Source organism: Mycobacterium sp. ABE4_509 (genome assembly GCF_056160785.1).
The window spans coordinates 48,943-64,454 of sequence record NZ_JBSWXU010000014.1; the positions used below are offsets into that span (position 1 = coordinate 48,943).

The 15,512-nt window shown below is 67.5% G+C and carries 12 protein-coding genes and 1 pseudogene; 7 read left to right on the forward strand and 6 right to left on the reverse strand.

Annotated elements, in window-relative coordinates; translation table 11 throughout:
• Nucleotides 1-9: 9 nt before the first annotated feature.
• Entirely contained in the window at nt 10-1,158 is a 1,149-nt protein-coding gene (gene fadA6 / locus ACXAID_RS05390) for a steroid 3-ketoacyl-CoA thiolase FadA6 (protein ID WP_475021154.1), read from the reverse strand.
• Nucleotides 1,158-1,754: a TetR family transcriptional regulator KstR2 gene (kstR2, locus tag ACXAID_RS05395; RefSeq protein WP_475021155.1), complete on the reverse strand. Its 597-nt coding sequence runs from the start codon at nt 1,752-1,754 to the stop codon at nt 1,158-1,160. The genes fadA6 and kstR2 overlap by 1 nt, the downstream gene beginning before the upstream one ends.
• A 175-nt stretch (nt 1,755-1,929) precedes the next feature.
• Here kstR2 and ACXAID_RS05400 point away from each other — a divergent pair, with 175 nt between their 5' ends.
• Together ACXAID_RS05400 and ACXAID_RS05405 are read left to right on the forward strand one after the other, a co-directional pair.
• The gene (locus ACXAID_RS05400) at nt 1,930-3,315 is read left to right on the forward strand and encodes an O-antigen ligase family protein (RefSeq protein ID WP_475021156.1); all 1,386 of its coding nucleotides are present in this window, start codon (nt 1,930-1,932) and stop codon (nt 3,313-3,315) included.
• A gap of 31 nt (nt 3,316-3,346) precedes the next feature.
• On the forward strand, nt 3,347-4,384 hold the full coding sequence (locus ACXAID_RS05405; protein WP_475021157.1) for a glycosyltransferase family 4 protein: 1,038 nt from the start codon (nt 3,347-3,349) through the stop codon (nt 4,382-4,384).
• Between the two features lie 8 nt (nt 4,385-4,392).
• Here the strand turns inward: ACXAID_RS05405 and ACXAID_RS05410 are convergent, their stop codons facing one another.
• The 3 genes from ACXAID_RS05410 to ipdE1 form a co-directional block, all read right to left on the reverse strand.
• Nucleotides 4,393-5,865: a lipopolysaccharide biosynthesis protein gene (locus ACXAID_RS05410; RefSeq protein ID WP_475021158.1), complete on the reverse strand. Its 1,473-nt coding sequence runs from the start codon at nt 5,863-5,865 to the stop codon at nt 4,393-4,395.
• A gap of 138 nt (nt 5,866-6,003) precedes the next feature.
• Nucleotides 6,004-6,795: a (5R,7aS)-5-hydroxy-7a-methyl-1-oxo-2,3,5,6,7,7a-hexahydro-1H-indene-carboxyl-CoA reductase gene (gene ipdF / locus ACXAID_RS05415; RefSeq protein ID WP_475021159.1), complete on the reverse strand. Its 792-nt coding sequence runs from the start codon at nt 6,793-6,795 to the stop codon at nt 6,004-6,006.
• Complete coding sequence (gene ipdE1, locus ACXAID_RS05420) at nt 6,792-7,952, reverse strand: acyl-CoA dehydrogenase IpdE1 (protein ID WP_475021160.1); 1,161 nt, start codon at nt 7,950-7,952, stop codon at nt 6,792-6,794. The genes ipdF and ipdE1 overlap by 4 nt, the downstream gene beginning before the upstream one ends.
• A gap of 58 nt (nt 7,953-8,010) precedes the next feature.
• On the opposite strand from ipdE1, the gene fadD3 reads away from it, so the two are divergent.
• From fadD3 to ACXAID_RS05445, 5 genes are all read left to right on the forward strand, one after another.
• Nucleotides 8,011-9,546 carry a 3-((3aS,4S,7aS)-7a-methyl-1,5-dioxo-octahydro-1H-inden-4-yl)propanoate--CoA ligase FadD3 gene (fadD3, locus tag ACXAID_RS05425; protein ID WP_475021161.1) on the forward strand — a complete coding sequence of 512 codons (1,536 nt, stop codon included), beginning with the start codon at nt 8,011-8,013 and terminating at the stop codon, nt 9,544-9,546.
• Nucleotide 9,547: 1 nt separating this feature from the next.
• On the forward strand, nt 9,548-10,672 hold the full coding sequence (locus tag ACXAID_RS05430; protein ID WP_475021162.1) for an acyl-CoA dehydrogenase family protein: 1,125 nt from the start codon (nt 9,548-9,550) through the stop codon (nt 10,670-10,672).
• Between the two features lie 6 nt (nt 10,673-10,678).
• Nucleotides 10,679-11,629, forward strand: a complete 951-nt coding sequence (locus ACXAID_RS05435; RefSeq protein WP_475021163.1) for an acyl-CoA dehydrogenase family protein — start codon at nt 10,679-10,681, stop codon at nt 11,627-11,629.
• Nucleotides 11,630-12,571, forward strand: coding sequence for an acyl-CoA dehydrogenase IpdE2 (gene ipdE2 / locus ACXAID_RS05440; RefSeq protein WP_475021164.1), 942 nt, complete (start codon nt 11,630-11,632; stop codon nt 12,569-12,571).
• 78 nt (nt 12,572-12,649) lie between these two features.
• Nucleotides 12,650-13,768 (forward strand): pyridoxal phosphate-dependent aminotransferase, encoded by a 1,119-nt coding sequence (locus ACXAID_RS05445; RefSeq protein WP_475021171.1) that lies wholly within the window; start codon nt 12,650-12,652, stop codon nt 13,766-13,768.
• A 19-nt stretch (nt 13,769-13,787) separates the two neighbouring features.
• On the opposite strand, the pseudogene ACXAID_RS05450 reads toward ACXAID_RS05445, so the two are convergent.
• Nucleotides 13,788-15,171 (reverse strand): annotated as a pseudogene (locus ACXAID_RS05450) (IS110 family RNA-guided transposase).
• Between the last annotated feature and the right edge of the window lie 341 nt (nt 15,172-15,512).

A 15,512-nucleotide genomic window follows, 5' to 3' on the forward strand; every position in this document is an offset into this window, starting at 1 on the left:
GGTTGGAGCTCAGAGCCTTTCGATGATGGTGACGTTGGCGGTTCCGCCGCCCTCGCACATCGTCTGCAGACCGTACCGTCCACCGACGCGCTCGAGGTTGTTGAGCATGGTGGCGAACAGCTTTGCGCCGGTGGCGCCCAGCGGATGCCCGAGGGCGATCGCACCACCGCTGGGGTTCACCTTCTCCGGGTCGGCCTTGGTCTCCTTGAGCCAGGCCTGCACCACGGGGGCGAAAGCCTCATTGATCTCGACGGTGTCGATGTCCTCGATCGACAGCCCGGTCTTGTCCAGCGCGTAGCGGGTCGCCGGGATCGGGCCGGTGAGCATGAACACCGGATCGGCGCCGCGGGCACTGATGTGGTGGATGCGGGCCCGCGGGGTGAGGCCGTGGTCCTTGACCGCCTGCTCCGAGGCCAGCAGCACCGCACTGGCACCGTCGGAGATCTGGCTGGCCATCGCGGCGGTCAGCCGGCCGCCGTCGACCAGCGTCTTGAGCCCGGCCATCTTCTCCAGCGAGGTGTCCCGCGGACCTTCGTCGGTGACGAAGCCGTCGACCGGGATGATCTCGTTCTCGAAGTATCCGGCGCGGATCGCGGCCTGCGCGCGCTGGTGGCTGGCCAGGGCGAACTGCTCCATCTCTTCGCGCGAGATGTCCCACTTCTCGGCGATCAGCTCGGCGCCGCGGAATTGGGAGATCTCCTGATCGCCGTAGCGGTGCAGCCAGCTCTTCGACTCGTTGGTCGGGGAAGTGAATCCGAACTGCTCGGCGACGGTCATGGCCGAGCTGATCGGGATCTGGCTCATGTTCTGCATCCCGCCGGCCACGATGAGGTCCGCGGTGCCGGACATGATGGCCTGCGCACCGAACGACACAGCCTGCTGACTCGAGCCGCACTGCCGGTCCACGGTGACCCCGGGAACCTCCTCGGGGAATCCCGCCGCCAGCCAGGACAGCCGCGCGATGTTGCCGGCCTGCGGGCCGATCGCGTCGACACATCCGGCGATGACATCGTCCACCGCGCCCGGGTCGACGTCGACGCGCTCGAACAGCCCGCGCCAGCCTGCCGCCCCGAGATCGACGGGGTGCACCCCGGCCAGCGAGCCGTTGCGCTTGCCCACAGCGGTGCGCACAGCATCGATGACATACGCGTCGCCCATTAGCGGTCTCCTTCTGTTGTGATGCCACCGAGCACGATGGCCAGGTATTGGTTTCCGACCTGTTCGGCCGTGAGCGGCCCGCCGGGCTGATACCAGCGGACCGAAACCCAGGTGGTGTCGCGGATGAAACGGTAGACGAGGTCGACGTCGAGGTCGGGCCGGAAGCTGCCCTCGGCCACCCCCCGCTTGAGGACCTCCACCCACATCCTGCGCTGTTCGCGATTGCGTTCGTTCAGGAAGCCGAACTGCGGGAGCGGGTTGAGCCGCTTGGCCTCGTCCTGGTAGATGACGACCTGCGCGTGCCGATGCTCGATGGCCTCGAAGGAGACCATGAACAGACCCCTCACCTGCTCCAGTGGGTCCGTGGTGCCCGCCACGATTTCGTCGTAGCGGGTGAACAGCCAGTCCAGGAAATCGCGCAGGACCTCTTCGACCATCTGTTCCTTGGACTTGAAGTGGTGATAGAGGCTTCCGGACAGGATCCCGGCCGAATCGGCGATGTCGCGCACGGTGGTGGCCCGCAGGCCACGCTCGGCGAACATCGTCGCAGCGAGCTGCAGTAGCTCGTCGCGGCGGCTGGGAGGCGCCTTGTCCACCGCGCAAGCATAGCAACCAAGCGCTTGCTAGGTAAGCCGGGGCGCGGTCAGCCTTCTTGGCCGCGACCCGCGACCTGGGATATTTTGGTTCAACGTACGGGCACGCAGGAGTGAAGGGCCGCAGTTGACTGTTCAGCACTTCGCACCGCACGGGAACTGACCAGACGGCCGATCCATGGAGAGCAGCGAGACCGTCCCGAACCGGACCCGGCCGACGTTCACAACCTCGTCCCCGCGATCCGCAGCCAGGGCCGCCGACCCCGCACCGCGCCGGCCTGCCGCGTCCGTTACGTTCCTGGCCGCACCCGCTCGCAGAGTCGCCCCGATTTCGGCGTGGTTCACAGCGGACAACCGGGCCTACGTCGTGCTGCTCCTCACCGCGCTCGGTCTCATCATCCTCCCCGAGGGCATCAACTATCTGCTCGTCACCCACACACCCGATGTGGCGATCGAGGACGCACTGGTCTCCGCGGAGACTCCGATAGCCGGTCTTGCCAGATGGGCGGGATCGGCGGCGCTGCTCGCCGTGGGTTCTGCGATCGTTGTCATGCGCGGACACCCGAACCGGGACATCACGTGGTTGTTCGTGTTCCTGCTCGCGTTGAACCTGCCGTACGTCGTCGGTCCGCTGAAGCCCGGACCCGCGGATCTCATCAAGATCGTGCTGGCCAATGTCGTCCTCGTCGCGATCTGGAACACCGGTGCGCGGGTGGCCGAGCTGAAATGGATCCCGATCGTGATGTCTTGCGTCGGGGTGTATTCCATCATCGGTGGGCTGATAGTCCCCGAGTACATGATGTACAACATGGTCTCGCGCAAGGCCCTGGTCGCCGGCTGGGAGCTGGCCGGGCCGTTCGGCCGGGCCAACGCACTCGGGATGTACTGTGCCATCGCCTTCGCGTTGGTGCCGCTGATACCCACGAGACGGTGGCGGGTGATCTGCGGGGCGATCCTGTTGGCCACGATCGTCGCATCGGCCACCCGAACGGCGCTCGTCGCCGCCGGACTGGTCGTTCTGTGGTGGGCAGTCTGCCGCCTTCGGTCGGTGATTTCGATCCGTACCGCCGGCACCGCACTCGCCGGACTGTCGCTCTCGATAGCCCTGGTCTTTCCCTTGCTGGGGTGGGGTCCGGGTGCATTCACCGGACGCGGTTACATCTGGGCGGAGGCGCTGGACCTGTGGAAGCAGTCTTCCCTCGTCGGAATGGGTTTCGACTGGTTCATGACCGAAGGTCAATACCGGACAGAACTGTTCGTGTGGGCGGGCGGCGGCACCGGTCACAACATCCTGATCGACACCCTGGTGAAATCCGGCCTCGCCGGCGTGGCCACCCTGCTGCCGATCTGGGTCGGGGCGGTGTTGGCGACTCGGGCATTGCGTGTCACCGCTGAACAGATCGCGTGCTTCGGCTATCTCATTGCGTTCTTCGCCCTGGCCGTGACCGAGGCCGTCTGGGATCTGTGGCCCAACACCCAGCAGTTCCCCACCAGCGCGCTGATCTTCGCAACACTGCTTCTGGCCCGAAAGAACGACAACCCGATGGAGAGAAGCTCGCCGTGATTCCTTCCCCGGACACCGACAAGGTATCGATGTGGTGAGAGCGAAACGCGCGGGCGACGCGGCGCGCGTGCTGTTTTCCGGGTTTCACTATCTGCACCACAACCCGGGCTCGGGCTACGACTCGGTGGTCGCCGATCCGAGCCACTACGTCAGCGGAGCGCGACTCCCGTTCGCCGACCGTCTCGAATCCACCAGACCGCGCCACCTGAACTTCCTGTTGCTGGATCTGATCACCGTCGTGCGCGCCCTGCGATACGACACGGTGCACTACTTCTACCCGGAGGCCACCGCGTACCTGTCGCCGTGGATTCTGCGTCTGCTCGGAAAGCGAATCGTCTACACGGTGCATCTCGACCAGGCCTTCTGGTTGGGTCCGGCGCGCAGCTACCACCACCGCATCAAACATCTCTCACTTCGGGCAGCGGACGTGATCGTCGTGCTGAGCAGCCACCAACGCGAGGTGTTCAGTCGCGCGTTTCCCGACAAGGTGGTGGTATTCGTCCCCCACGGATGCTCATTCGGCGACGCCGGCGCGCCGTCGGTCGACGAGTTCTCCGCACGCATGCGTCCCCCGCGGCGTCTGGTCATCGTCGGCACCAACTACCGCGATTTCGACATGCTCGAGCGGATAGTGGAGGAACGAGGCACACGCGACGTGCAGTTCGACCTCGTCGGCATGGACGAGCAGGCACGCAGTCGCTTCGGGCGACACCCGGGCGTGGTGTGTCACCCGCGACTCGATGCCCACAGCTACGACGAACTACTTCGGGGGTCGTTCGCACTGTTGCTGCCACTCACGTTCGCCACCGCGAACAACGCGTTGCTCGAAGCGTACAACCGTTATCTCCCTGCGTTTCTGAGCCGCATCGACGGGGTCACCGACTACGCGGCCGACGGCGATCGCTCGCTGTTCTGCTCGCCGGAGGAGTTCTGGTCTAAGTACGATGCGCTCGCCGCGCTCAGCTCACCGGAGCTGCGGGACTACTGTCTCGCGCTGCATGACACCGCACGGGAACGATTCTCCTGGAACCGGATCCGCGAGGAATTGAACGAACTCTACGTACCCTGACCACCCGGTCACAATGCGCGCTTGCGGACCTTGGCGAGAACACCGATGAATTCGCGCAGTTCGTGTCTGAACGTCGGTATGACCGCCAGGACGGCAACCACCAGCAGCGACGCCGCGGATGCGGTGAGCAGCCGCCAGATCTCGTCCCAGCCGACACGTGTCAGGACCTCGCGGACGACGAGCCCGACCACCACCACCGGGATGAGAAAAACGAGTCGCACCAGCGACGGCCGCAGGAAGTCCGCTGCCGGGAGCCCGAGCCTGCGCAGGCCCAGAACGGTCGAGACGAGCCAGTTCACCACGAGGCTGACGACGTAGAGCCCCGCCACCCAGACCGCGCCCCTGGAACTGAAGACGAAGTACATCGCGGTGATCGGGAGCCAGGCGGACGCTTCGATCAACCACAGCAGCCCCAGCCTGCCCTTACGGGTGAACAGCCAGTAGTTGACATATCCGAAGATCTGGAAGACGCCGCCGACGGCGAGGATCTGCGCGGTATGCCCCGATGCACGCCAGTCCTGCCCGAACATGACCACGACGAGGTCGGCGCCGCCGATGATGATGAGGGCCAGGAACGGCAACAGCGCGTAAGCCATCGCGAGCTGGACTCGTTTCGCAGCCGCGACCAGCGGCGGGCCGTCCTCGACGTGGGCGAGGATCGGGACGATCACCCGCGTCAGCGGCCCGGCCAACTGGACGAGGGGGAACGCCACGAGCTGAAAGGCCCTGGTGTACAGCCCGACCGCCGAGGCCCCGAGCGCCTGGCCGATGGCGGCGGGGGCGGCGTAGACGGCCGCGTAATTCGTGACGTCGAGACCCAGTGACGTCGCCCCCAGCGACACGTGCTGTTTGACCCCGCGCAGGCTCGGCCGCGACCGCGGCACATATTTGGACAGGATCACCAAGGACAGGACCAGAACCACTGCGGCGGTCCCCTGCTGAACCACCACCGCCCAATACCCGGCACCGCGGACGGCCGCGATGCAGGCGGCGATCAGTGCGACGCCCTGCGCGATGGTGTCGACAGACGCCAGCGCGTTGAACTTGTGTTTGCGTGCCAGCTCTGCCCGGAACTGCGGCGCCAGCCCGGAGATGAGCACGAACACGGCCAGCCATCTGGCGACCTCTTCCAGGCGCGGCTCGGTGTAGAAATCCGCGATCAACGGTGCCGCGAGCCACACCAGGGCTGCCGTGGTCATCGCCAGGACCGTGTTGATGTAGAACAGGGCGTCCCGCACCGACGGCTCGAGTTTCGCCTCCCGCATGATCGCCATCGACAGCCCGAAGTCGCTCAGCACCGACGTCACCCCGATGATCGACGTGACCATGGCCACCAGCCCGAAGTCCGCCGGTGTCAGCAGTCGGGCCAGCAGGATGAGCCCGATCAGCTGGATCAGGGTGCGCAGGACCTGCCCGATGATGACGGCCACTCCGCCGCGAACGGCAACCCCCTGCAGGGAGCCGCCCTCGGGAGAAGTCACGGGTGAGCCGTCGATCGCATCGAGTCCCGAGGAGTCGGCGCCCGCGGGATTTCTCCGGTCACCGGGCGATTCTAGCCCGGTCGTCTGCGGGCGGATCCGTTTCCAGAGGCGAGCGGAGGTGCTGCCGCAGAGCGGTGCTCAGGCCCGCTGGCTCGACACCGAGATCACCTCACCGGTGAGGTAACTGGAATAGTCGCTAGCCAGAAACGCGATCGTGGTGGCGATCTCCCACGGCTCGGCAGCGCGGCCGAAGGCCTCACCTTCGGCGAGCCGGTCCAGCAACTCCGAGCTACTGGTCTTCTCCAGGAACTTGTGCCTGGCGATGCTCGGCGACACGGCGTTGATCCGCACGCCGTAGTCGACAGCTTCGACGGCACTGCAGCGGGTCAGCGCCATGACGCCGGCTTTGGCTGCCGCGTAGTGCGACTGCGAATGCTGGGCTCGCCAGCCGAGCACGCTGGCGTTGTTGACGATGACGCCGCCGTGCGGAGCATCACGGAAATAACGCAGCGCTGCCCGGGTGGCACGCATCACCGACGTCAGCGTCACGTTGAGCACCCGGTCCCACTCGTCGTCGGTCATGTCGACGACCGGGGTCTGCCCACCCAGGCCCGCGTTGTTGACCAGAACGTCCAATCGCCCTGCGGTGGAAACGGTTTGGGTGATCAATGCATCGACGGCTTCGGTCGACGTCACGTCACAGACCACCGCGTCGACCTTGCCCAGGCCCAGCGAGGCGAGCTCGTCGCGGGTCTGCAACAGCCGGCGTTCGTGATAGTCGGAGATGACGACGTCGGCCCCCTCGGCCAGCGCACGCCGCGCGGTGGTGGACCCGATTCCGGTACCCGCAGCGGCGGTCACCAGCACCACCTTGCCGGTCAACAGACCGTGACCCTCGATCTCTTGCGGTGCCACCGATAGGTCGGTCACCCCTTCACCTCCCTGGGCAGGCCGAGCACCCGCTCGGCGATGATGTTGCGCTGAATCTCGTTGGATCCGCCGTAGATGGTGTCCGACCGCGAGAACAGATACAGCCGCTGCCATTCGTCGAATTCGCCGTCGGGCAGTGTCAGCCCGGCCATGCCCTGCACGTCCATCGCGATCTCACCCAACTCGCGATGCCAGTTGGCCCACAGCAGCTTCGACACGGAGTCTTTTCCGGCGGCCTGGCTGGTCCCTTCTTCGTCCATCGTCGCCAGCGCGTACGACCGCATCGCGCGCAACCCGGCCCACGACCGGGTGAGCCGCTCACGGATCAACGGGTCGCCGGCGGCGCCGGTGCGCTTGGCGACCTCGACGAGGTTGGCGTGTTCCCGGGCGTAGCGGATCTGCTGTCCGAGCGTGGACACCCCGCGTTCGAAGGTCAGCGTGCCCATCGCGACCCGCCAGCCGTCACCCGGTTCCCCGACCACGAGGCCGGCATCGGTACGCGCGTCGTCGAAGAAGACCTCGTTGAACTCGGAGTCTCCGGTCAGCTGGATGATGGGGCGGATCTCGATCCCGGGCTGATCGAGTGGCACCAGCAGGTAGGACAGCCCGGCATGACGCTTGGAGCCCTTCTCGGTGCGGGCCACCACGAAGCACCATTGCGCCCAGTGCGCCAGCGAGGTCCACACCTTCTGCCCGTTGATGACCCACTGGTCACCGTCGAGGACGGCGGTGGTCGAGACGTTGGCCAGATCGCTACCTGCCCCCGGCTCGGAGTACCCCTGCGACCACAGCTCGGTGACGTCGAGGATCTTGGGCAGAAACCGCTGCTGCTGCTCGGGGGTGCCGTAGGCGATCAGCGTCGGGCCGAGCAGTTCCTCACCGAGATGGTTGACCTTGTCGGGAGCGTTGGCCTTGGCGTATTCCTCGTAGAAGGCGACGCGGTGGGCGACCGACAGCCCGCGCCCGCCGTGTTCCTCCGGCCAGCCCAGGCACGTCAGGCCGGCGGCGGCCAGATGCCGGTTCCAGGCCAGCCGCTCTTCGAAGGCTTCGTGCTCGCGGCCGGGACCGCCGAGACCCTTCAGCGCGGCGTAGTCGCCGACGAGGTTGTCGGCCAGCCAGTCACGGACCTGCGCCCTGAACTCCTGGACCTCAATCACCCCTGTAGGCTAACCTACCAAGCACTTGCTCGGGTACCCGATCCCCAGAGGAGCATCGATGGCATCGGTGGTGACGTCCGCGAGAACCACTCCGGCGGTTCTCGACCGGATCGCCTGTGAGCTTCCCGATCACGACGCGGTGGTCACACCGACGCAGACTCTGACGTTCGCCGTGCTGCGCAGCCACGTCCGTCAAGCCGCAGCAGCGATGATCGATCTGGGCGTCGAGCCCGGCGACCGGGTGGCGATCTGGTCACCGAACACCTGGCACTGGGTCGTGGCCTGCCTGGCCACCCACTGCGCCGGCGGCGTGCTGGTTCCGCTCAACACCCGCTACACCGCCAGCGAGGCCACCGACATCCTGTCGCGCACCGCGGCACCGCTGCTGTTCGCCTCCGGCGAGTTCCTCGGCGCCGACAAGGCCGCGAGCGTGGATCGCGCAGCGCTGCCGCAGCTGCGCCACATCGTCCGGATCCCCGTCGAGTCGGACGACGGGACCTGGGACGAGTTCGTGGCGCGCGCGGCGAACGTCGAGCTGACCGAGGTCGATGCCCGCTCCGCGGCCGTCCGCCCCGACGACGTCTCCGACCTCCTGTTCACCTCGGGCACCACCGGGCGCAGCAAGGGGGTGCTGTGCGCCCACCGCCAATCGCTCGACGCTTCGGCGGCCTGGGCCGCATGCGGCGGCCTGACCAGCGCCGACCGCTATCTGTGCATCAACCCGTTCTTCCACAACTTCGGCTACAAGGCCGGGATCCTGGCCTGCCTGCAGACCGGGGCGACCCTGTTCCCCGAGCTGACCTTCGACCCGGAGGCCGCCATGCGGGCCGTACAGCAGCACCGCATCTCGGTGCTGCCCGGCCCGCCGACGATCTACCAGTCCCTGCTCGACCATCCCAGGCGCGCGGACTACGACCTGAGCTCGCTGCGCTTCGCGGTGACCGGTGCGGCCACCATCCCGGTGGTGCTCATCGAACGGATGCAGGACGAACTCGACATCGACATCGTGCTCACCGCCTACGGGCTGACCGAGGCCAGCGGGTTCGGCACGATGTGCCGGGCCGATGACGACGCGGTGACCGTCGCCACCACCTCGGGGCGCCCGATCGCCGACTTCGAGCTGCGCATCGGCGAGCAGGGCGAGGTGCTGCTGCGCGGCCCCAACGTGATGCTGGGCTACCTCGACGACCCCGACGCGACCGCCGCGGCGATCGACGCGCAGGGCTGGCTGCACACCGGCGACGTCGGCGAGCTCGACGACGCCGGCAACCTGAGGATCACCGACCGGCTCAAGGACATGTACATCTGCGGCGGCTTCAACGTCTACCCGGCCGAGGTCGAGCAGGTGCTCGCCCGGCTGAGCGGGGTGGCCGAGGCGGCGGTGATCGGAGTCCCCGACGACCGCCTCGGCGAGGTCGGCAAGGCGTTCGTCGTCGTCCTGCCCGGCGCAGACCTCGACGAGAAGACCGTGATCGACCACACGCGAGAACATCTCGCGAACTTCAAGACCCCGCGATCGGTGGAGTTCCTCGATGAGCTGCCGCGCAATCCGGGCGGCAAGGTGGTCAAGCCGACACTTCGGGAAAGGGCCTGATGTGGACCTGACATTCGATGACGCGACCCGCGACTTCCAGGCCGAGGTGCGCGGTTTCCTGGAAGCCAACACCGATTCGTTCCCGACCAAGTCCTACGACACCGCCGAGGGCTTCGAGCAGCATCGGCATTGGGACAAGGTGCTGTTCGACGCCGGCCTGTCGGTGATCACCTGGCCGCAGCGCTACGGCGGACGCGACGCGACCCTGCTGCAGTGGGTGGTCTTCGAGGAGGAGTACTTCCGCGCCGGGGCGCCGGGGCGGGCCAGCGCCAACGGCACCTCGATGCTCGCTCCCACGCTCTTCGCCCACGGAACCGAGGAGCAGCGCGACCGAATCCTGCCGAAAATGGCCAGCGGCGAACAGATCTGGGCCCAGGCCTGGTCGGAGCCCGAGTCCGGCAGCGACCTGGCGTCACTGCGTTCGACGGCCACCAGGACCGAGGGCGGCTGGCTGCTCAACGGCCAGAAGATCTGGAGTTCGCGGGCGGTGTTCGGCGAGCGGGCATTCGGCTTGTTCCGCTCGGACCCGGAAGCCCAGCGCCACAAGGGCCTGACGTATGTGATGTTCGACCTGAACGCCGACGGCGTCACGGTGCGCCCGATCGCCCAGTTGGGTGGCGACACCGGGTTCGGCGAGATCTTCCTCGACGACGTGTTCGTCCCGGACGACGACGTCATCGGCGAGGTGCACGACGGTTGGCGGGCGGCGATGAGCACGTCGAGCAACGAACGCGGAATGTCACTGCGCAGCCCGGCGCGATTCCTGGCCCCCGCCGAGCGGCTGGTCGCACAGTGGAAGGACAATCCCGACCCGGCGTTCACCGACCGGGTCGCCGATGCCTGGATCAAGGCGCAGGCCTACCGGCTGCACACCTTCGGCACCGTCACCCGGGTCACCGGGGGCGGGGAACTCGGTGCCGAATCCTCGATCACCAAGGTGTTCTGGTCGGATCTCGACGTCGCACTGCACCAGACCGCGCTCGATCTGCGCGGGGCCGACGGCGAGCTCGCCGACTCGGTCAGCGACGGACTGCTGTTCGCACTCGGCGGCCCGATCTATGCCGGCACCAACGAAATCCAGCGCAACATCATCGCCGAGCGGCTGCTGGGCCTGCCCCGAAAGTAGACCGACATGAATTTTGAGATCGACGAACAGCAGCGCGACTTCGCGGCCAGTATCGACGCCGCGCTCGGTGCCGCGGATCTGCCCGCCGCGGTGCGGGCATGGGCCGACGGCGACACCGCACCGGGCCGCAAGGTGTGGGCGCAACTCGCCGACCTGGGCGTCACCGCGCTCATGGTGCCCGAGAAGTTCGACGGGATCGAGGCGCACCCGGTCGACCTGGTGGTCGCGGCCGAACGGTTGGGCCGCTGGTGTGTGCCCGGCCCGGTCGTCGAATCCATCGCGGTGGCACCGGTACTGCTCGACGACGACCGCAGTGCCGCGCTGGCCGCCGGTGAGCTGATCGCCACCGTGGCCGCTCCCCCGCTGGTCCCGCGCGCGGTCGACGCGGACACCGCCGGCCTGATCCTGTGCCTCGCCGACGGACAGGTCAACGAGGCGAGCACCACGACCGAGCACGAATCGGTCGATCCGAGCCGCAAACTGTTCGCCGTCGATCCTTCCGGCGACCCCTGGCCCGCCGACACGGCGCTGGCCTTCGAGTTCGGTGCGCTGGCCACCGCCGCCCAGTTGGTGGGCGCCGCGCAGGGCATGCTCGACGCCACCGTGTCCTATGCCAAGCAGCGCAGTCAGTTCGGCACCGTGATCGGCACCTACCAGGCCATCAAACACAAGCTGGCCGATGTGCTGATCGCCGTCGAACTGGCCCGGCCGCTGGTGTACGGGGCGGCGCTGTCGCTGGCCGACCGCTCGGCCGAGGTAGCCCGCGATGTCAGCGCCGCCAAGGTCGCGGCCGCCGACGCGGCACTGCTGGCCGCCCGCTCGGCACTGCAGACCCACGGCGCGATCGGCTTCACCTCCGAACACGATCTCTCGCTGCAGTTGTTGCGGGTACAGGCGCTGCGCCCAGCCTGGGGAGATCCGACCTGGCACCGGCGCCGAGTTCTGGAGGCCCTGTAGATGAGTGAAGAACGGGAGCTGTTGCGCGACACGGTCGCCGCGCTGGTCGAGAAGCACGCGCAGCCGGAGTCGGTGCGCGAGGCGATGGCCTCGGAGCGCGGCTACGACGAGTCGCTCTGGGCGATGCTGTGTGAGCAGGTCGGCGCTGCGGCCCTGGTGGTGCCCGAGGAGATGGGTGGCGCCGGAGGCGAATTGGCCGATGCCGCCGTGGTGATCGAGGAGCTGGGCAAGGCGCTGGTGCCGACGCCGCTGCTGGGCACCACGCTCGCCGAGCTGGCTCTGCTGTCGGTCGACGAGCCCGACACCGACACCCTGGAGAAGCTCGCCGAGGGCGCCGCGATCGGGACGGTGGTGTTCGATCCGGGTTACGTCGTCAACGGCGACATCGCCGATCTGGTGCTGGCCGCCGACGGGGAGACGTTGACGCGCTGGACGTCGTTCGCGGTCCAGCCGGCGGTGGCGATGGATCCGACCCGCCGGTTGGCGGCGGTCGAGGCCACCGAGACCACAGCACTCGGGGCCGATCCCGGCCTGGCGGATACCGCGGCGATCCTGCTCGCGGTCGAGCAGATCGGCGCCGCGTCGCGGTGCCTGGACCTCACGGTCGCCTACACCAAGGATCGGGTGCAGTTCGGCCGCCCGATCGGGAGCTTCCAGGCTCTCAAACACCGGATGGCCGACCTGTTCGTCGCGGTGCAGGCGGCGCGCGCGGTGGTCGACGAGGCGGTCGGTGACCCGTCGCCGACCTCGGCGGCGCTGGCCCGGCTGGCTGCCGGCGAAGCCTTCTCGAAGGTGGCCGCCGAGGCGGTCCAGATGCACGGTGGCATCGCGATCACCTGGGAAAGCGACATCCAGCTGTACTTCAAGCGAGCCCACGGCAGTGCGCAGCTGCTCGGGCCGCCCCGCCAACAGCTTCGCAGCCTGGAATCCGAGGTGTTCTAGCCTGGCACGGTGACTTCTGCGGACGCGAGGAGCAATAGGGGCCCAGCGCTGCGCTCCGGTATCCCCCCGTTCTATGTGATGGACGTGTGGCTGGCCGCGGCCGAACGCCAGCGGACCCACGGGGATCTGGTCAACCTGTCAGCGGGCCAACCCAGCGCCGGGGCGCCGACCGCGGTCCGGGACGCGGCGGTGGCGGCGCTGAACCGCAACCAGCTCGGCTACACCGTGGCCCTGGGAATCCCCGAACTACGGGCCGCGATCGCCGATTCCTATCAGGCACGCCACGGCCTGCAGGTCGAGGCCGACGACGTCGTCGTCACCACCGGATCCTCCGGCGGTTTCCTGCTGGCGTTCCTGGCGTGCTTCGACGTCGGGGACCGCGTCGCGATCGCCAGCCCCGGCTACCCCTGCTACCGCAACATCCTCTCGGCGCTGGGCTGCGAGGTGGTCGAGCTGCCGTGCGGTCCGGAGACCCGCTTCCAGCCGACGGTCGAGATGCTGGCCGCGCTGGATCCCCCGGTCTCGGGTGTCGTTGTGGCCAGCCCGGCCAACCCGACCGGCACGGTGATCCCCCCGGAGGAACTGGCGGCGATCGCGAGCTGGTGCGATTCGACGGGGGTCCGGCTGATCAGCGATGAGGTCTACCACGGTCTGGTCTACGAGGGTTCGCCGGAGACCAGCTGCGCCTGGCAGACATCGCGGGAATCGGTTGTGGTCAACAGCTTTTCGAAGTACTACGCGATGACCGGCTGGCGGCTGGGCTGGCTGCTGGTTCCGCGGGAACTCCGCCGCGCGGTCGACTGCCTGACCGGGAACTTCACCATCTGTCCTCCGGTGCTGCCACAGCTGGCCGCGGTGGCCGCATTCACCCCGGAATCGGTGGCCGAGGCCGAGGCCCTGCTGGAGGGCTACGCCGCCAACCGGCGGATGCTGCTCGACGGCCTGCGCGCGATCGGCATCGACCGGTTGGCTCCCACCGACGGGGCGTTCTACGTCTACGCCGACGTCTCACACCTGACCACCGACTCGCTGACGTTCTGCTCGAAGCTGCTGGCCGACACCGGGGTGGCGATCGCGCCCGGGGTGGACTTCGACACCGTTCGCGGTGGCGCGTTCGTGCGGCTGTCTTTCGCGGGGCCGGCGTCGGATATCGAGGAGGCGCTGCGCCGGATCGGCGGGTGGCTGAGCCGGCGGTGACTTGAGTTCCTAAGGGATGTCAAACGGCGTGTTGGCTCGTAGGCTCGTGTTTGGCGGGCCTGGATGTTGGAGCGCTTGGCGACTCCTGTGACTCCTGGCCCGCCGCCTGTTTGCGGCGGTCGCGCATGCGTTGGTGACGGATGTTGTCGCGGTGCCGGGGCTCGAGCTGATAGCGCTCTTTGACGATCTTGCGGCCCTGAGCGTCGGTGATCGGGGTGCCGTCGACATCGCGCAGGATGTAGGGCTGGCCGTTGCGCATACAGGTGGCGATCTGGGTGACCAGCAGGGTGGCCAGGTGGCAGATCGCCGAGTCGTGGTGGCGGTCGCCGGCCATCAGCCGCTGGTACTTCGCAGCGATCTGCGGGTCGATCTTGCGGGCTTGATCAGCGGCGGTGCAGAGCATTTCGCGCAGCAGGGGGTCGCCGGCCTTGGTGATCGAGGATTCAACCTTGCTCAGTCCGGACTGGCTGACCTTGGGGACCAGTCCGGTGTAGGCGCGGATCGCGGCCAAAGAGGTGAACCGGTGAGGATCACCGATCCGCCCAGCGATCACGGCGCTGATAACCGGTCCGACACCGGGGGCAGAAGCCACGATTGCCTCGGGGTCGGCGTCGGCGTAGAGGTTCGCGACCCGTTCATCGATCTGCTTGATCTGCCGGGTCAAAAACAGCGCCTGTTCGGCCTCGTGGGCGATGTCGTCGCCCAGTTCGGCGAAGTTCATCCCGTCCGGTCCCCACAGCATGAGGGTTTCCTTGGCTGCGACGATGAGTCCGGCGGCGTGGTCCTCGCGCCACGCGCCGCGGGACCGGGCGATCAGAAACCGGCTCAGACGTCCCTGGCCGAGTCGAATCACCGTATTGGGGTCGGCGTAGCGGGCGAGGAACTCCAACGCCGCGTTGCCGTAGTTCGAGCCGAGCACGGCATACCAAGCCGGCCCGAGGAGCTCGATGAGTGCGTCGAGCCGGGAATACACCGCAACCCGCCGTTTGACCATGGTGGAACGCTGTTTAACCAGACGCCGCAACGGGTCTGCTGGTCCCTGGCCGGAATACTCACGCAACCCTTCGGGATGAAGTAGCGGCAGCCGGGCCAGGAGCTCGGAGTCGATGCGATCGTTTTTGGTGTGCTTGGAGTAGTACTTGCGCAGATCCGCCGATTGGGTGGACCACCCGGGCGCCGCGACGGCGGAACCACTCGGCCAGCACGATCCACGCGTTGCGGGTCGGCTCGACCACCACGGTCACGTCCGTGGCGTCGGCCAGGAACAGATCGGCCCACAACCGCTCCAGGTCCGCCGGCCAGGTCGAGAATTTCCGGCCCCGCCACACCGTGGTCCCGTCGCGGGCCAGCGTCGCTTGATGCGCCGCGCGCACCGCTACGTCGATCCCTAATGTCCATGCCATCGTTGTGTGCTCCTGTCAGCCATCAATCCCTATTCATCCAGGTGGCTGACCATCGCGGCTGTGGCCCAGACATTCTCTAAGCAGGAGTCCACACCGACCGGCTGGCTCCAAGTTCCCGAACAAGGACACCGCTCGACCAGACACCGAGCTCGCGAGCGGACCACTCAAATCTCAGGGATCACCACGCGTCCCAGTCGGACGTTCGGCCCGCCCGCGAACTCACACTCCAAAGCTAAATGTCGGTGCGCCGGGGTAGCGTCGGTGCCATGTTCGAAAGTGTGTTCGATATCGATCCCGCGGCGGGGGAGGCCGAGTTGCGGGCAGTGGTCGAGCGCTGCGAA

Bases quoted from the DNA above. Each gene is read 5' to 3' on its own strand.
- fadA6 (WP_475021154.1), bottom strand. From the start codon at position 1,158: ATGGGCGACGCGTATGTCATCGATGCTGTGCGCACCGCTGTGGGCAAG.
- ACXAID_RS05400 (WP_475021156.1), top strand. From the start codon at position 1,930: ATGGAGAGCAGCGAGACCGTCCCGAACCGGACCCGGCCGACGTTCACA.
- fadD3 (WP_475021161.1), top strand. From the start codon at position 8,011: ATGGCATCGGTGGTGACGTCCGCGAGAACCACTCCGGCGGTTCTCGAC.
- ACXAID_RS05435 (WP_475021163.1), top strand. From the start codon at position 10,679: ATGAATTTTGAGATCGACGAACAGCAGCGCGACTTCGCGGCCAGTATC.
- ipdE2 (WP_475021164.1), top strand. From the start codon at position 11,630: ATGAGTGAAGAACGGGAGCTGTTGCGCGACACGGTCGCCGCGCTGGTC.
- ACXAID_RS05445 (WP_475021171.1), top strand. From the start codon at position 12,650: ATGGACGTGTGGCTGGCCGCGGCCGAACGCCAGCGGACCCACGGGGAT.